At 73.2% G+C, this 13409-nt stretch carries 16 protein-coding genes and 5 tRNA genes; 12 read left to right on the top strand and 9 right to left on the bottom strand.

Going from position 1 to position 13409, the window contains the following annotated elements; translation table 11 throughout:
* Positions 1-21: 21 nt before the first annotated feature.
* Together cobA and AC07A4_RS24165 are read left to right on the top strand one after the other, a co-directional pair.
* Positions 22-1263, top strand: coding sequence for a uroporphyrinogen-III C-methyltransferase (gene cobA / locus AC07A4_RS24170; RefSeq protein ID WP_478602080.1), 1242 nt, complete (start codon positions 22-24; stop codon positions 1261-1263).
* Positions 1264-1374: 111 nt separating this feature from the next.
* Positions 1375-2202 (top strand): TrmH family RNA methyltransferase, encoded by an 828-nt coding sequence (locus AC07A4_RS24165; RefSeq protein ID WP_478602078.1) that lies wholly within the window; start codon positions 1375-1377, stop codon positions 2200-2202.
* Between the two features lie 89 nt (positions 2203-2291).
* Here the strand turns inward: AC07A4_RS24165 and AC07A4_RS24160 are convergent, their stop codons facing one another.
* Positions 2292-3635, bottom strand: coding sequence for a serine/threonine-protein kinase (locus AC07A4_RS24160; RefSeq protein WP_478602448.1), 1344 nt, complete (start codon positions 3633-3635; stop codon positions 2292-2294).
* A 196-nt stretch (positions 3636-3831) separates the two neighbouring features.
* Here AC07A4_RS24160 and AC07A4_RS24155 point away from each other — a divergent pair, with 196 nt between their 5' ends.
* The 4 genes from AC07A4_RS24155 (at position 3832) to AC07A4_RS24140 (ending at position 6207) form a co-directional block, all read left to right on the top strand.
* Positions 3832-4098: a hypothetical protein gene (locus tag AC07A4_RS24155; RefSeq protein ID WP_478602076.1), complete on the top strand. Its 267-nt coding sequence runs from the start codon at positions 3832-3834 to the stop codon at positions 4096-4098.
* A gap of 217 nt (positions 4099-4315) precedes the next feature.
* Positions 4316-4519, top strand: coding sequence for a hypothetical protein (locus tag AC07A4_RS24150; protein ID WP_478602074.1), 204 nt, complete (start codon positions 4316-4318; stop codon positions 4517-4519).
* Positions 4520-4869: 350 nt separating this feature from the next.
* Positions 4870-5832, top strand: coding sequence for a phosphotransferase (locus AC07A4_RS24145; protein WP_478602072.1), 963 nt, complete (start codon positions 4870-4872; stop codon positions 5830-5832).
* 69 nt (positions 5833-5901) lie between these two features.
* Complete coding sequence (locus AC07A4_RS24140; protein WP_478602070.1) at positions 5902-6207, top strand: TFIIB-type zinc ribbon-containing protein; 306 nt, start codon at positions 5902-5904, stop codon at positions 6205-6207.
* 71 nt (positions 6208-6278) lie between these two features.
* On the opposite strand, the gene AC07A4_RS24135 is transcribed toward AC07A4_RS24140, so the two are convergent.
* The 5 genes from AC07A4_RS24135 to AC07A4_RS24115 form a co-directional block, all read right to left on the bottom strand.
* Positions 6279-6353: transfer RNA gene (locus AC07A4_RS24135), tRNA-Val, on the bottom strand.
* Positions 6354-6396: 43 nt separating this feature from the next.
* A tRNA-Val gene (locus AC07A4_RS24130) sits at positions 6397-6468 on the bottom strand.
* Positions 6469-6513: 45 nt separating this feature from the next.
* Positions 6514-6585, bottom strand: a tRNA-Val gene (locus tag AC07A4_RS24125).
* Position 6586: 1 nt separating this feature from the next.
* A tRNA-Cys gene (locus AC07A4_RS24120) sits at positions 6587-6660 on the bottom strand.
* 40 nt (positions 6661-6700) lie between these two features.
* Positions 6701-6773: transfer RNA gene (locus tag AC07A4_RS24115), tRNA-Gly, on the bottom strand.
* Positions 6774-6929: 156 nt separating this feature from the next.
* Between AC07A4_RS24115 and AC07A4_RS24110 the strand changes: the two genes are divergently transcribed.
* The 3 genes from AC07A4_RS24110 (at position 6930) to AC07A4_RS24100 (ending at position 9701) form a co-directional block, all read left to right on the top strand.
* Positions 6930-7982, top strand: a complete 1053-nt coding sequence (locus AC07A4_RS24110) for a chorismate-binding protein (RefSeq protein ID WP_478602068.1) — start codon at positions 6930-6932, stop codon at positions 7980-7982.
* Positions 7979-8800, top strand: a complete 822-nt coding sequence (locus AC07A4_RS24105) for an aminotransferase class IV (protein WP_478602066.1) — start codon at positions 7979-7981, stop codon at positions 8798-8800. Before AC07A4_RS24110 ends, AC07A4_RS24105 begins: the two co-directional genes overlap by 4 nt.
* A gap of 76 nt (positions 8801-8876) precedes the next feature.
* Positions 8877-9701, top strand: coding sequence for a GNAT family N-acetyltransferase (locus AC07A4_RS24100; RefSeq protein WP_478602065.1), 825 nt, complete (start codon positions 8877-8879; stop codon positions 9699-9701).
* Positions 9702-9810: 109 nt separating this feature from the next.
* Here AC07A4_RS24100 and AC07A4_RS24095 read toward each other — a convergent pair whose 3' ends face one another.
* On the bottom strand, positions 9811-10332 hold the full coding sequence (locus AC07A4_RS24095; protein ID WP_478602063.1) for a DsbA family protein: 522 nt from the start codon (positions 10330-10332) through the stop codon (positions 9811-9813).
* Between the two features lie 168 nt (positions 10333-10500).
* Here AC07A4_RS24095 and AC07A4_RS24090 point away from each other — a divergent pair, with 168 nt between their 5' ends.
* Both AC07A4_RS24090 and AC07A4_RS24085 read left to right on the top strand, forming a co-directional pair.
* Positions 10501-10950 (top strand): hypothetical protein, encoded by a 450-nt coding sequence (locus tag AC07A4_RS24090; protein ID WP_478602061.1) that lies wholly within the window; start codon positions 10501-10503, stop codon positions 10948-10950.
* Between the two features lie 232 nt (positions 10951-11182).
* Positions 11183-11353 carry a hypothetical protein gene (locus AC07A4_RS24085; protein ID WP_478602059.1) on the top strand — a complete coding sequence of 57 codons (171 nt, stop codon included), beginning with the start codon at positions 11183-11185 and terminating at the stop codon, positions 11351-11353.
* Positions 11354-11479: 126 nt separating this feature from the next.
* On the opposite strand, the gene AC07A4_RS24080 is transcribed toward AC07A4_RS24085, so the two are convergent.
* Together AC07A4_RS24080 and AC07A4_RS24075 are read right to left on the bottom strand one after the other, a co-directional pair.
* On the bottom strand, positions 11480-12070 hold the full coding sequence (locus AC07A4_RS24080; RefSeq protein ID WP_478602057.1) for a CGNR zinc finger domain-containing protein: 591 nt from the start codon (positions 12068-12070) through the stop codon (positions 11480-11482).
* 206 nt (positions 12071-12276) lie between these two features.
* Positions 12277-12690, bottom strand: coding sequence for an SsgA family sporulation/cell division regulator (locus AC07A4_RS24075; protein ID WP_003959770.1), 414 nt, complete (start codon positions 12688-12690; stop codon positions 12277-12279).
* Positions 12691-12881: 191 nt separating this feature from the next.
* Here AC07A4_RS24075 and AC07A4_RS24070 point away from each other — a divergent pair, with 191 nt between their 5' ends.
* Positions 12882-13328 carry a TIGR02611 family protein gene (locus AC07A4_RS24070; protein WP_478602056.1) on the top strand — a complete coding sequence of 149 codons (447 nt, stop codon included), beginning with the start codon at positions 12882-12884 and terminating at the stop codon, positions 13326-13328.
* The last annotated feature ends 81 nt before the right edge of the window (positions 13329-13409 follow it).

The raw sequence follows: 13409 nt of genomic DNA, 5'->3' as shown, positions 1-13409 counted from the left end.
CCCCAAGGAAAGGCGCACCCCATGGCCACCGAACACCCCGCCTACCCCGTAGGCCTCCGCCTCACCGGCCGCCGCGTGGTGGTCCTCGGCGGCGGGCAGGTGGCCCAGCGCCGCCTGCCCGCGCTCATCGCGGCGGGCGCGGACGTCCACCTCGTGTCCCCGTCGGCCACCGCCTCGGTGGAGGCGATGGCGACCGCCGGGGAGATCACCTGGCACCGCCGCAGGTACACCGACGGCGACCTCACCGACACCTGGTACGCCCTGATCGCCACCAGCGACCCCGAGGCCAACGCCAGGGCCTCGGCCGAGGGGGAGCGAAGCCGCGTCTGGTGCGTCCGCTCCGACGACGCCGACGAGGCCACCGCCTGGACCCCGGCCACCGGCCACAGCGCGGGCGTGACCGTCGCCGTCCTCACCACGGACGCCAAGGAGCGCGACCCCCGCCACACCGCCGCCATTCGCGACGCCGTGGTGGAGGGCCTGCGCGACGGCACCCTGGTGGCCCCGCACCACCGCTCGCGCCCCGCCACCGGCACCGTCGCCCTCGTCGGCGGCGGCCCCGGCGACCCGGACCTGATCACGGTCCGCGGCCGCAGGCTCCTCGCCGAGGCGGACGTGGTCATCGCCGACCGCCTCGGCCCGCGCGACCTGCTCGCCGAGCTGCCCCCGCACGTCGAGGTGATCGACGCGGCGAAGATCCCGTACGGCCGCTTCATGGCGCAGGAAGCCATCAACAACGCCCTGATCGAGCACGCGAAGCAGGGCAAGTCGGTGGTGCGCCTCAAGGGCGGCGACCCGTACGTCTTCGGACGCGGCATGGAGGAGCTCCAGGCCCTCGCCGACGTGGGCATCCCCTGCACCGTCGTCCCCGGCATCTCCAGCTCGATCTCGGTGCCCGGCGCCGCGGGCATCCCGGTCACGCACCGGGGGGTGGCCCATGAGTTCACCGTGGTCAGCGGCCATGTGGCACCCGACGACGAGCGCTCCCTGGTCGACTGGGCCGCCCTCGCCAAGCTGCGCGGCACGCTCGTCATCCTCATGGGCGTCGACAAGATCGGCAGGATCGCCGAGGCCCTGACCGCCCACGGCAAGCCCGCCGACACGCCCGTCGCCCTCGTCCAGGAAGGCACTACGGCCACCCAGCGCAGGGTCGACGCGACGTTGGCGACGGTCGCCGAAGCCGTCCGCACCCACGAGGTGAAGCCCCCGGCGGTCATCGTGATCGGCGCGGTGGCGCGCCTCGCCCCCGACACCCCCGCCTGATCCCGCACCCCTCCCGACGACCGCACGCCTACGGGGCCCCCGCGTAACCACCGGTAACGCGCCGGGCCCCCAGGCGTTGGCACCTCATCCCGGACAAGGCAGTATCACCCTGTGGCCCCTCTCAGCAGCATCGAAACCATCGAGGACCCCGCCGACCCGCGCCTGCGCGACTACACCGGCCTGACCGACGTCGAGCTGCGCCGCAGGCGCGAACCCGCCGAGGGCCTGTTCATCGCCGAGGGCGAGAAGGTGATCCGGCGCGCCCGGCTCGCGGGCTACGAGATGCGGTCGATGCTGCTCTCCGCCAAGTGGGTCGACGTCATGCGCGACGTCATCGACGAGGTCCCCGCCCCGGTCTACGCCGTCAGCCCCGAGCTCGCCGAGCGCGTCACCGGCTACCACGTGCACCGCGGCGCCCTCGCCTCCATGCAGCGCAAGCCGCTGCCCACGGCGGGCGAACTGCTGCGGGCGCACCGCCGCGTCGCCGTGATGGAAGCCGTCAACGACCACACGAACATCGGCGCCATCTTCCGCTCGGCGGCCGCGCTCGGCATGGACGCGGTCCTGCTCTCCCCGGACTGCGCGGACCCGCTCTACCGCCGCTCGGTGAAGGTCTCCATGGGCGCCGTCTTCTCCGTGCCGTACGCCCGCCTGGAGTCGTGGCCGAAGGGCCTGGAGGAAGTGCGCGAGGCCGGGTACGACCTGCTCGCCCTGACCCCCGACGCGAAGGCGAAGACCCTCGACGAGACGGCGCCCCACCGCATGGAGCGCGTCGCCCTGATGCTCGGCGCCGAGGGCGAGGGACTGTCCCGCCAGGCTCTGGTCGCCGCCGACGAATGGGTGCGCATCCCGATGGCGCACGGCGTCGACTCCCTGAACGTGGGCGCGGCCGCCGCGGTGGCGTTCTACGCCGTGGCGACGGGCCGCCCCGGCACCTGACGCGTCACGAACGCGGCAGCGGGAACCAACGCGGGAGCGGAAACGAACGCGGGACTGGGAACGAACGCGGCAGCGGGGACTAGCGGGGACTAGCGCGGAAGCGGGAACTCCGGACGCTCGCCGACGTCCGCGGACCGCTGCCGCGCATCGCTGATGCCCTGCTCCTGGCGTACGTCACCGAGCCCGCGCGAAGGCCCCTGGCACCCCTGTGCGGCCGCGATGCCGAGGGCCACGAGCAGCGTCACGACCACGAACACGAAGAGCCGCTGGCGCAGCAGCCGGGGGTTGGCCGGCCGCAGCCGGGTGCCCGTCGTGCGCGGCCCCTGCCGCCCGGTGCCGCTGCGCGGCGCGGGCCTGCTGCCGGAACCCCGGGTGCCGCGCGGCGCGGCCGGACGCGAGCCCGACCGGGAGCCGCCGGTGCGCGCGCCGCCGGTGCGGGACTCCCCGGTCCGGGGGCCGCCGGTCCGCGAACCGCCGGTGCGCGGTGGGGGAGTGCCGGGTGCCGGGCGGCGCAGGGTGCGCTGATCGGCGTACTCCTCAAGGCGCCCCGTGGGCTGGTCGTGGGGGTCGTGGCGGGGCGCGGGCGGGCGGACGTCACCGAGCCCCTGTGCCTCGCGGGCCGCGATCTCCTTGAGCCGCAGCGACAGTTGGAGCGTGCTGGGACGTTCCTCCGGGTCCTTCGCGAGACAGGCCCGCAGCAGCGGCGCCAGCGCGTCGGGTACGCCCTGCAGCTGGGCCTCCTCGTGCACCACCCGGTACAGCATCACTTCGGAACTGCCGTGCCCGAAGGGCGAGTCGGCCATCGCCGCGTAGGCGAGGGTGGCGCCGAGCGCGAACACGTCTGTGGCGGGCGTGACGGCGGCTCCGCGCACCTGCTCGGGGGCGAGGAAGCCGGGCGATCCGACGGCGGTGCCGACGTGTGTCAGCGTCGAGGCGCCGGTCGCCCAGGCGATCCCGAAGTCGATGATCCGGGGCCCCTTGGGGGACAGCAGGATGTTCGACGGCTTGAGGTCGCGGTGCACCACACCGGCCTCGTGCACGGCGACGAGCCCCTCCGAGAGCGCGGCGCCGATGACGGCGACGTCGGCGGCGGCCAGCGGGCCCTCCGCCGCGACCTTGTCGTGCAGGGAGGGTCCGGGCACGTACTGCGTGGCGAACCACGGCCGCTCGGCCTCCAGATCGGCGGCCACGAGCCGGGCGGTGCACCCGCCCCGGATGCGCCGGGCCGCCGACACCTCCCGCGCGAAGCGCGAACGGAACTCCTGGTCCTCGGCGAGATCGGGCCGGATCACCTTCAGCGCCACGCGCTGGCCACGGCGGTCGGAGCCCAGATAGACGACACCCATCCCGCCGGCACCCAGCCGCCTGTGCAGCCTGAACGAGCCGACGACACGCGGGTCCTCGCGCCTCAGGCGCATCATCGCCATGTTCATCCCCGCTGCCCGGTCCGTCTGACGAGCCACAGCTTACGTTTCCACGGCCGGGCACGTGCAGAGGCCGCGCCCTCACGAGCCGATCGATTGTCAGTGCCCGGTGCGAAACTTGAAAAGTGGTCAGGTGGCGCGCGCCCAGGGGCCTTCGTGTCCACCCGCACTCCCAACCACCCACCATCAAAGGGGGATTGATCCCGTGAAGGGTGACCGAGTGGAGATAGTCGTCGACGCCGGGGACACGACGCGTACGTACGAAGTGGTGGCGAGCCGGGCGGGCCGCCGCGTGGAGACCGCCGTCCGCAGGGGAGTGGTGGAAGTGAGCGAAGTCACCCGCAGCGGCTCCGTGGTCCGCACCGCCCGCTTCATGGCGACCCGCGTCCTGGCCCTGGTCGAGCAGCCAGTGCCCAGGGAGGACGCCTCCGAGCGCACCACCCGCCCCCTCCGGGAAGACCCTGAGTCCTAGGCGGGTCCTAGGACCCCGTCTCCACCCACGGGAGTACTTGTGTGACGGGCGCTCATCCTCCGGGAGGCCAGCCAATCGGTACGAGGGCATGACGTGCGGCGCCCCCCACGCGCCTAGATTTGAGGTCAAGCGGCGGGTGCAGCACTCGTCCCCCGAGGTCAGACACCCGCCGCTGCCAAACGAACCATCTGAAGCACGTCAGGAAGGGAGAGTGACCATGGCGGACACCGCGCCGCGGACGATGATCCGGACACAGGGACGAAAGCTCTCCACCCTGGGCGTCCGGCCCTCCGGAACCCGCCACCCGCTGGTGGCCACGCTCATGGTCCTCCCCCTGGCAGCCCTGCTGATCGTCGTCTTCGGCGGCTGGGAAGCAGTGGTCACACAAGCGTCGTCCGTGGGCGTGATGCTGGGGCGCTGAGCGGCGCCCCAGGCCCGGAAGAGCGGTCCGGGCGGGGACATCCGGCCATGAAACCCCGTGGGGACGGGGGTGCGGCGGACGGCACGACAGCCCGCGCAGCTGGGGAGCTGCGCGGGCTGTTTCTTTTCACGTGTTGTTCTCTCGACACCGGACGCGGAGTTTCAGCCCGTCCGGCGTTTGAGGACGAGGCGCGAAGCGCCAACGCGGTTGGGCGGGGGGACGGGGGCGGCAGCCCCCGGTTCGGGAAGGGGCGGGCCTGGGGCGCCCCGCGCGGGCACACCCCCAGCACCACGTACCCTCACCACACGCCCACCCCCCGGCCCGCCCCCGCCCACCCCGCCAGGACCCCCGTGACCCACCCCCTCCTGCCCGCCCTCACCGCAGCCGCCAAGCACCACGCCCACCCCACCCCCACGGCCTGCCCCTGCCCCGCACCCCCCGACGCGACCCTCGCGGACCGCCCCGACGCCCTGGTCGTCCGCCACGGCCCCGTCGTGGCGAAGGCCCACGCCCCCGGCACCCCGGAACCCGCCCTGAGCGCCCGCCTCGCCGCCGCCGCTCACCCGGCCCTCGCGCACACCCTCCTCGCCCCCCTGCGCGACCGCCCCGCCCTCCTGCACGACCGCCTGGTCACGCTCTGGCCGCACGGCACCCCCGTGGACCGGGACGACCCGGACACCGCCCCCTGGGAGGCTGCCGCCACCCTCCTGGCCCGCCTGCACCGCACCCCGCCGGAGCGGCTCCCGCACCCCCTGCCCGCGATGCGGGGCCCGGAGAAGGCGGCCCGCGCCGTCGCCCGCCTCCGCGCGGCCACGGCGAGGGCCCCGCACCCCGACGCGCCCGCCGTCGAGAGCGCCTGGGCGGCCCTGCCCCCGTGGGCCCGCCACGAGACGCCGCCCCCGGGGCAGGGCCGGCTGTGCCACGGCGACCTGCACCTGGGCCAGCTCGTCCGCGGCCCCGGCGGCGACTGGCTGCTCATCGACGTCGACGACCTCGGCACCGGCGACCCGGCCTGGGACCTGGCCCGCCCGGCCGCCTGGTACGCCTGCGGCCTGCTCACCGCGCGGGAGTGGACGCGGTTCCTGGGCGCCTACCGCGCCGCGGGCGGCCCCGCCGTGCCCGCCGACGGCGGCGACCCGTGGCCCGCCCTCGACGTCCCGGCCCGCGCGCTGACCGTGCAGACCGCGGCCCTGGCCATCGCCAAGGCGACGGCCGCCGACCGCCCCCTGGACGAGGTCGAGCGGGAGTTCACCGCCGCCTGCCGCCGGATGAGCGCCGTTCCGCCAGGTCTGGGGTCCACCCCCACGAAGTAGGGTGCAAAGCACCAAAGCCGGGCAGACATCCGGCGAAAGCGTCACGAACGGCGAGGAGTTGAGCCGCCCATGCACTGTCCCAAGTGCCACGCAGCGATGCACACGTACAACCGCAACGGCGTCCAGATCGAGCAGTGCGGCGGCTGCCGGGGGATATTCCTCGACTACGGCGAGCTGGAGTCCCTGACCCGCCTGGAGAGCCAGTGGAGCGGCCACCAGGGCCCGCCCGCGCCGCCCGCGCCGCCTGCCCCGCCGCAGGGCTACCCGGCCGCGCCCGCCCCCGCCTGGGGCGCCCCGCACGCCGGGCACCACGGCCACGGGCACCACGGCCACAAGCGGCACAAGAGCTTCGGGCACATGCTGTTCTCGTCCTGAGCCACCCCGCGGCTCCGGCCGCGGACACGACGAAGCCCCCGGCCGAGAGGCGGCCGGGGGCTTCGTGGAGCTGGTGCGCGATACTGGGATTGAACCAGTGACCTCTTCCGTGTCAGGGAAGCGCTCTCCCGCTGAGCTAATCGCGCGGGACCAGCCACGGGCCGAGACCCGAGGGTGGGTGGTGCTGCGTGCGCGATACTGGGATTGAACCAGTGACCTCTTCCGTGTCAGGGAAGCGCTCTCCCGCTGAGCTAATCGCGCGGGGAAACCTCTGCATGATCAAAAACTCATGATCAGAGATTCCAGTGGACGATACTGGGATTGAACCAGTGACCTCTTCCGTGTCAGGGAAGCGCTCTCCCGCTGAGCTAATCGTCCTTGGAGGTGGAGACGGGATTTGAACCCGTGTAGACGGCTTTGCAGGCCGTTGCCTCGCCTCTCGGCCACTCCACCAGGAGTACGGGGATTCGGGAAGATCCCCCGTGTTCCTGCGAGCGGACGACCAGGTTCGAACTGGCGACCTCAACCTTGGCAAGGTTGCGCTCTACCAACTGAGCTACGTCCGCTTGTCTTTCCCGGTCCGCTTCCGCGTCCCGGCGACGTGTTGAACTCTAGCGGATTCCTGGGCCAGTACAAAAACGCGTTTGCGCAGCGTGCTGCGCTGTCGCCTCCGATCGGCGGGCCCGGGGCGCCGCCGGGGCACCGGTCATAGACTCACAGCCGTGCACGACCTGTCTCCCCTGGCGCGCTTCGGCGGCCTCGTCGCGACCGACCTCCTCGACGTGACCAGCGACCCTTCGGCCCTGGACAGCAGCGGCTTCTGGGCCGTCTGCGCGGACTTCGAGGGCGCTCTGGTGTGCGCCCGCTTCGGCCGCGTGCGCGAGGAGCCGGTGCCCGCGCCCGTGCCCGGCGCCTGGCGCGGCCCGGCGGCCGGTGACTGGACGTCGTCGCTCGACCGCGCCGCGTACACGGACGGCGTGCGCCGGGTGCGCGCGCACATCGCGGCCGGGGACGTCTACCAGGCGAACCTCTGCCGGGTCCTGTCCGCGCCCGTCCCCGACGGCCCCGGCCCCGTCGACATCGACGCCCTCACCGCCCTCCTCGCGCGCGGGAACCCCGCTCCGTACGCCGGAACGATCCGCCTGCCCGCGCACGGCGTGGAGGTCGCCACCGCCTCGCCCGAGCTGTTCCTGCGGCGCACCGGGAGCGTCGTGGAGTCGGGCCCCATCAAGGGCACCGGACGGACCGAGGCCGACCTCCTGGAGAAGGACTACGCCGAGAACGTCATGATCGTGGACCTCGTCCGCAATGACCTCGGCCGCGTCTGCGCCACCGGCACCGTCACCGTGCCCGACCTGTGCGTCGTCGAGAAGCACCCGGGCCTGGTCCACCTGGTGTCCACCGTCCGCGGCGAGCTGCGCGCCACCACGGGCTGGCCCGAGCTCCTCGCCGCGGCTTTCCCGCCCGGCTCCGTCACCGGCGCCCCGAAGTCCAGCGCCCTGCGTGTCATCGACGCCCTGGAGACGGCGCCCCGGGGCCCGTACTGCGGCGGCGTCGGCTGGGTGGACGCCGACCGGCGAATAGGCGAGCTCGCGGTCGGCATCCGTACCTTCTGGATCGACCGCTCCGACGGCACCCTGCGGTTCGGCACGGGAGCGGGCATCACCTGGGGCTCCGACCCCGAGGGGGAGTGGCGCGAGACCGAGCTGAAGGCCGAGCGCCTGCTGGCGGTAGCGTCGGGAACGTACGAACCAACGGGAGGGACCCCTTCGTGAAGATCTGGCTCAACGGCGGCCTGCGCGACCTCGAGTCCGCACGCGTCTCCGTCCTCGACCACGGCCTGACCGTCGGCGACGGCGTCTTCGAGACGGTCAAGGCGGCCGCCGGACGCCCCTTCGCGCTCACCCGCCACCTCGACCGGCTCGCCCGCTCCGCGCGCGGCCTCGGCCTGCCCGAGCCGGACCTGGACGAGGTGCGCCGCGCCTGCGCCGCCGTCCTGGAGGCCAACCCCCTGGACCTCGGCCGCCTGCGCATCACCTACACCGGCGGCCTCTCGCCGCTCGGCTCCGACCGCGGCGACCAGGGCGCCACCCTCGTCGTCGCCCTCGGCGCCACGCGGCGCAGGCCCGACTCCACCGCCGTGATCACCGTCCCGTGGACCCGCAACGAGCGCGGCGCCCTCACCGGCCTGAAGACCACCTCGTACGCGGAGAACGTCCTCGCCCTGGCCCGCGCCACCGAACAGGGCGCGACCGAGGCGCTGTTCGCCAACACCGTGGGCCGGCTGTGCGAGGGCACGGGATCCAACGTCTTCGTCGTCATCGACGGCGAGATCCACACCCCGCCGGTGGCCTCCGGCTGCCTCGCGGGCATCACGCGCGCGCTGGCCGCCGAGTGGACCGGAGCGCGCGAGACCGACCTGCCCTTCGACGTCCTGAACCGGGCCGACGAGGTCTTCCTGACCTCGACGCTGCGGGACGTGCAGGCCGTGCACCGCGTCGACGGCAGGGACCTGCCGGGCGCGGCGGGACCGGTGACGGCCAAGGCCATGCGGATCTTCACCGAGCGCGCCGCCGACGACCTGGACCCGTGAGGACCCGGCGGCGCGGGCACAGTTCGGTGCGTAAATCCGGATGACGCGGGGGCGCGGGGCGGGTACAACTCCCGTGATGACCACGACTCTGCGGCCGTCCGGGCCGCTTCAGCAGGGCACTGACGGCGAGAAGTCACGCACCTACGACGTGTGCGTGAACAGCCGCCCCGTCGGCACGATCAAGCTGGCCGCGCGCCAGGTGTCCGGCACGTGGGTGGCGGAGATCATGGAGCTGCGCGTCGACGAGCCGGACCGCCGCCGCGGCCGCGCCACCGTCGCGGCCCTCGCCGCCGAGGAGGTGGCGCGCTCCTGGGGCTGCGCCCAGATCGAGGCGGCCGTGCCCGCCGCCAGCCCCGGCGCCCTCAAGCTGGCCACCGCGCTCGGCTATGCGGAGCGCAACCGCCACATGACCAAGCCGCTCCCGGCCGAACCGCCAGCCCTTCCCGAGGGCGTGGCGGTCCGGCCGATGACGGCGGACGAGTTCGGGCCGTGGTCGGCGGCCGCGAAGGTCAGCTACGCCCGCGACTGGATCGAGCGCGGCATCCCCGAGGACGAGGCACGCGCCAAGGCCGACCGGGACTACGACCGCTCCCTGCCCGAAGGTGTCGCCAGCCCCGGGGCCACGCTCAGCGTCCTGGTCGAGGACGGGGCGACCGTGGGCACGCTGTGGGTCGCCGAGCGCGAAGGCGACGCCTTCGTGTACGACGTCGAGGTCGGGGAGGAACACCGGGGCCGGGGCCACGGCCGCACCCTGATGCTCCTCGCCGAGGCACAGTGCCTGGACACGGGCAAGGACCACATCGGCCTGAACGTCTTCGCGGGCAACACCCCGGCCCTGCGCCTGTACGAGTCGCTCGGCTACGAACCGGTCTCGTACTTCGTCTACAAACCGCTGCTGTGAAAGCCGCTGCTGGGAAAACCGCTGCTCGGAGAACCGCCGCTCTGAGGCGCGCGGCCGCGGTCCAGCCGGGTTTGCTGGTTCCGCTTCCTGGCCCCGTGCGTTCCGCGGGCTAGTCCCGCGCGAGCAGCCGGTCGACGATCTCCTCGACGCGCTCGCGCAGGCCGTCCTGGCTCTTGCCGCCGTCCAGGCGCTCCCCGTCGACGACGTACGTCGGTGTGCCGGTGACGCGGATCGCCTTGCCCTCGGCCTGGTCGGCGTCGACGATCAGGATGTGCCGCCCGTCCACCAGGGCGGTGTCGAACTCCTCCGCGTCCAGGCCGAGTTCCCGCGCCACCTCGACCAGGAGGGGTTCCCCCTTGCGGTCCAGGTCCTCGACGCGGTCAAGCACGGCCTCCACGTACTCCCAGCCCTTGCCCTGCGCCAGGGCCTCCTCGGCGGCCTGCGCGGCGGCGAAGGAGTGCCGGTGCTTCTCCAGGGGGAAGTGGCGCAGGCGCAGCTCGGCGCGGTCGCCGTAGCGGGCCCGCAGCGCGCGCACGTCGTCAAGGGCGGTGCGGCAGTCGGGGCACTGCAGCTCGCACCAGAAGTCGATGACGACGGGGCTGGCGGGGCCTGTGGTGACAGAGTCGTTCATGCGCACAGTCTCCCAGCCTCGGGCCCGCCGACCGGCACCTGGGGAGGAGGCCCTACCCGGATATCTCCCTGATGTCCCTCGGGGACGTGGTCGCGAGGGCCTGGACCGGTGCAGGATGGAAGGAAGACAAGCGACACCGCACCGCGCCCGCACGCCTGGAGGACCGGGATGATTGCCGAGACCATCTGTTCCGCCGTCGCCGCGGCCGGCCTCGGCATAGCCGCCGTCACGGCGTATCGCAAGCGTTTCCTCGCGGCGGCCCGCCTCGCCGCCTATGCGCTGATCCCCCTGGGCCTGGTGATGACGGGCGCCGTCGAATGGGCGGCCGAGACGGCCTTCAGCCCGGTCGCCTGGGCGGGCTTCGGCGTCCTCGGCACGTCCTGGCTGCTCTTCATGTCGACGCGTTCCGCCGAGCGCCGCTCCGGCGGCACCCGCAAGGAGCGCAAGGAGGCCGTGAAGGCCGCGCAGCGCGACGCGATCGCCCCGGCCGCCTCCGCGCCGTCCTTCGGCGGCGGCGCCAAGCCCGCGGCCAAGCCCACCGCCAAGTCGAAGAAGGCGGCGGCCCCCGCGGAGGACTTCAGCGACATCGAGGCCATCCTGAAGAAGCACGGCATCTGATCCGTACTCAAGGGCGTGCCGGGGGAGCGAGTGGACCTCGCCGCCCCTCGCCGCGGGCGGCTCCCGGCGGTCCGCGTCACCCCCGCGCGTCACTGGTTCGAGCGTATCCTCGGATGCCGCTCGCAGGTGCGCATCGCCGGGCCCGGCAAGGGCACGGAATGCGGCGAACTGCCCCGCGCGCCGGGCGTGTTGGTCAGCGCGGGCGCTCGCGCTGCGCCATCATCACGGCGAGATGCTGGACACCACCACACAGAGCGACCCCGCCCGGCCAGACGGGCACGGAACCGCCGACGAGCCGCGAGGCTGCCTCTTCGCCCTCTCCCAGCCCCCGCTGATGATCTTCCTGGCGGTGATCGGTTGCCTGTTGCTGATGGCCGCGCTGCACGACCTCTTCCTGCTCTAGGGCTTCCTCCAGGGACTCTTCCCGCGCTGGAGGCCCCTGGGCCCGCATCGGCCGCGTTCCTCCTCCAGCGCCCCTTCCAGGGCCCCTTCCAGCACCCCTTCCAGGGCCCGCTCCCGCTCACGGGGGCTAGACCGCGCCCTCCCGCCCCACGCCCGCCGCCTCCCGGCGCCGGGCCCGGTAGGCGGCCACGTGCAGGCGGTTGCCGCAGGTGCGGCTGTCGCAGTAGCGGCGCGAGCGGTTCCGGGACAGGTCGATGAAGGCCCGGCGGCAGTCCGGCGCCTCGCAGCGCCGCAGCCGCTCCTGCTCGCCCGCGACCACGAAGAAGGCCAGCGCCATCCCGCCGTCGGCCGCGAGGTGGTCGGCGACCGACGCACCCGGCGCGAAGTAGTGCACGTGCCAGTCGTAGCCGTCGTGGTCGGTCAGGCGCGGCGTGGTGCCCGCGGCGGCCACGAGCTCGTTGAGCAGCGCCGCCGCCCGATGCGGCTCCGCGGCCGCGAAGACCTCGGCGAAACGGCCGCGGACGCGGTGCACGCCCGCCAGGTCCCGCTCCGTGAGCACCCCGACGTCACTGATCGAGTGGCTCTGGACGAACTCACGTAGGGCCGCGACGTCCGCGAGCCCCTCGACGGCGTCGCCGCCGCCTTCGTCGTCCGGCGCGGAATTCACCAGATCGACCACGGCGTCGAGCGCGCACCGGGTGTCGTGGGTGATCAGCACGATTCGCTCCCTGGCCTGCTGGGGGTCGGACGGGCGCCCGCCCGGTGCTGGCCGATGCTAGCGGCTCGTGCCGCGCACGCCACGGCGCCGACGCCGCGGAAATCCGCGGCACCGGCGCCGGTGTCTGGAGTGCCTGCTATGTCGTTGTCGTACCCGCGCCGTCTCCCCGAGTCGGACGGCGTCGAGCGGCTCCCGGACGGGCCGGACTAGCTTTCGGCCAAGATGTGCGAGAGCTCCGTGTCCAGATCGAAGTGGCGGTGTTCGGTGCCGGGCGGCACAGCCGCGTCGGTCCGCTTCAGGAACGATTCCAGGGCCCGCGCCGGGGCCTCGAGCAGAGCCTCCCCCTCAGGGGAGCTCAGGGCGATGCAGACGACGCCCTGACCGTGGCTCCGGGACGGCCAGACTCGGACGTCGCCGGTACCGGTGGGCCGGTGCAGGCCCTCGGCGAGGAGGTCGCGGGCGAACACCCACTCGACGGTCTCCTCGGCTCCGGTGTGGAAGGTGGCGTGCACGGCATAGGGATCGGCCGTGTCATACCGCAGTCCTGCGGGTACAGGCAGTGAGGACTCGCTCGACACAACGAGGCGCAGGTGCAGCTCGCAGCTGACCGTGGTGTTCATAAGCGCCAAGGCCTTTCGCTCAGTGTGCGCTCGGGGATTCGCACGTCGGCGAAATCGACATGCCACCTACGGTGCCGTTGTAAACCCCTCTGAGGGTTTTGGGTGTCTTTAGGGGGCTCGTATGGCGGACTGCCGGTTTGGTTCGTACGGCCATTCCGGTGACGGGTTTCCGTCCGGTAGGGTTTGGCGGCATGAATACGGGGAGTAACGAACCTGCGGTGGCCGAGGCGGCCGAGGGGGCGGACGGCCAGACCAAGCCCGAGAAGCCCTTCGGATCGCGCGCGCCGCAGTTCATCAAAGCGCGCCGCGCCCTGCACCTGAGCTGGCAGGTCGGCGTCTTCATCGTGGGCCTCGCGGTCGTGATCATCGGCATCATCATGCTGCCGCTGCCGGGACCCGGCTGGGTCGTGATCTTCGGCGGCATGGCGATCTGGGCGACCGAGTTCGTCTGGGCCCAGCTGGTGCTGCGCTGGACGAAACGGAAGGTCACCGAGGCCGCACAGCGCGCCCTCGACCCGAAGGTGCGCCGCCGCAACATCATCCTCACGACGATCGCCCTCGTGATCGTCGGCGTCCTGGCCGGCGTCTACCTCTGGAAGTACGGCATGCAGATGCCCTGGAAGATCGACAACCAGTGAGCCGTGCCCCGGCGGACCGCCCCGAGGCCGTCGGGGCCCGGTCGGACGGGTGGTCAGAGGCACCCTCTGACATGGGGTAAT

This window comes from Streptomyces sp. NPDC043996 (assembly GCF_056435225.1).
This window is presented reverse-complemented; position numbering and strand designations above follow the sequence as displayed.

Coding starts and splice junctions, on each gene's coding strand:
- AC07A4_RS24150 (WP_478602074.1), top strand. CDS start 4,316: ATGGCGGACACCGCGCCGCGGACGATGATCCGGACACAGGGACGAAAG.
- AC07A4_RS24070 (WP_478602056.1), top strand. CDS start 12,882: ATGAATACGGGGAGTAACGAACCTGCGGTGGCCGAGGCGGCCGAGGGG.
- AC07A4_RS24075 (WP_003959770.1), bottom strand. CDS start 12,690: ATGAACACCACGGTCAGCTGCGAGCTGCACCTGCGCCTCGTTGTGTCG.
- AC07A4_RS24095 (WP_478602063.1), bottom strand. CDS start 10,332: ATGAACGACTCTGTCACCACAGGCCCCGCCAGCCCCGTCGTCATCGAC.
- AC07A4_RS24140 (WP_478602070.1), top strand. CDS start 5,902: ATGCACTGTCCCAAGTGCCACGCAGCGATGCACACGTACAACCGCAAC.
- cobA (WP_478602080.1), top strand. CDS start 22: ATGGCCACCGAACACCCCGCCTACCCCGTAGGCCTCCGCCTCACCGGC.
- AC07A4_RS24090 (WP_478602061.1), top strand. CDS start 10,501: ATGATTGCCGAGACCATCTGTTCCGCCGTCGCCGCGGCCGGCCTCGGC.
- AC07A4_RS24160 (WP_478602448.1), bottom strand. CDS start 3,635: ATGAACATGGCGATGATGCGCCTGAGGCGCGAGGACCCGCGTGTCGTC.
- AC07A4_RS24085 (WP_478602059.1), top strand. CDS start 11,183: ATGCTGGACACCACCACACAGAGCGACCCCGCCCGGCCAGACGGGCAC.
- AC07A4_RS24100 (WP_478602065.1), top strand. CDS start 8,877: ATGACCACGACTCTGCGGCCGTCCGGGCCGCTTCAGCAGGGCACTGAC.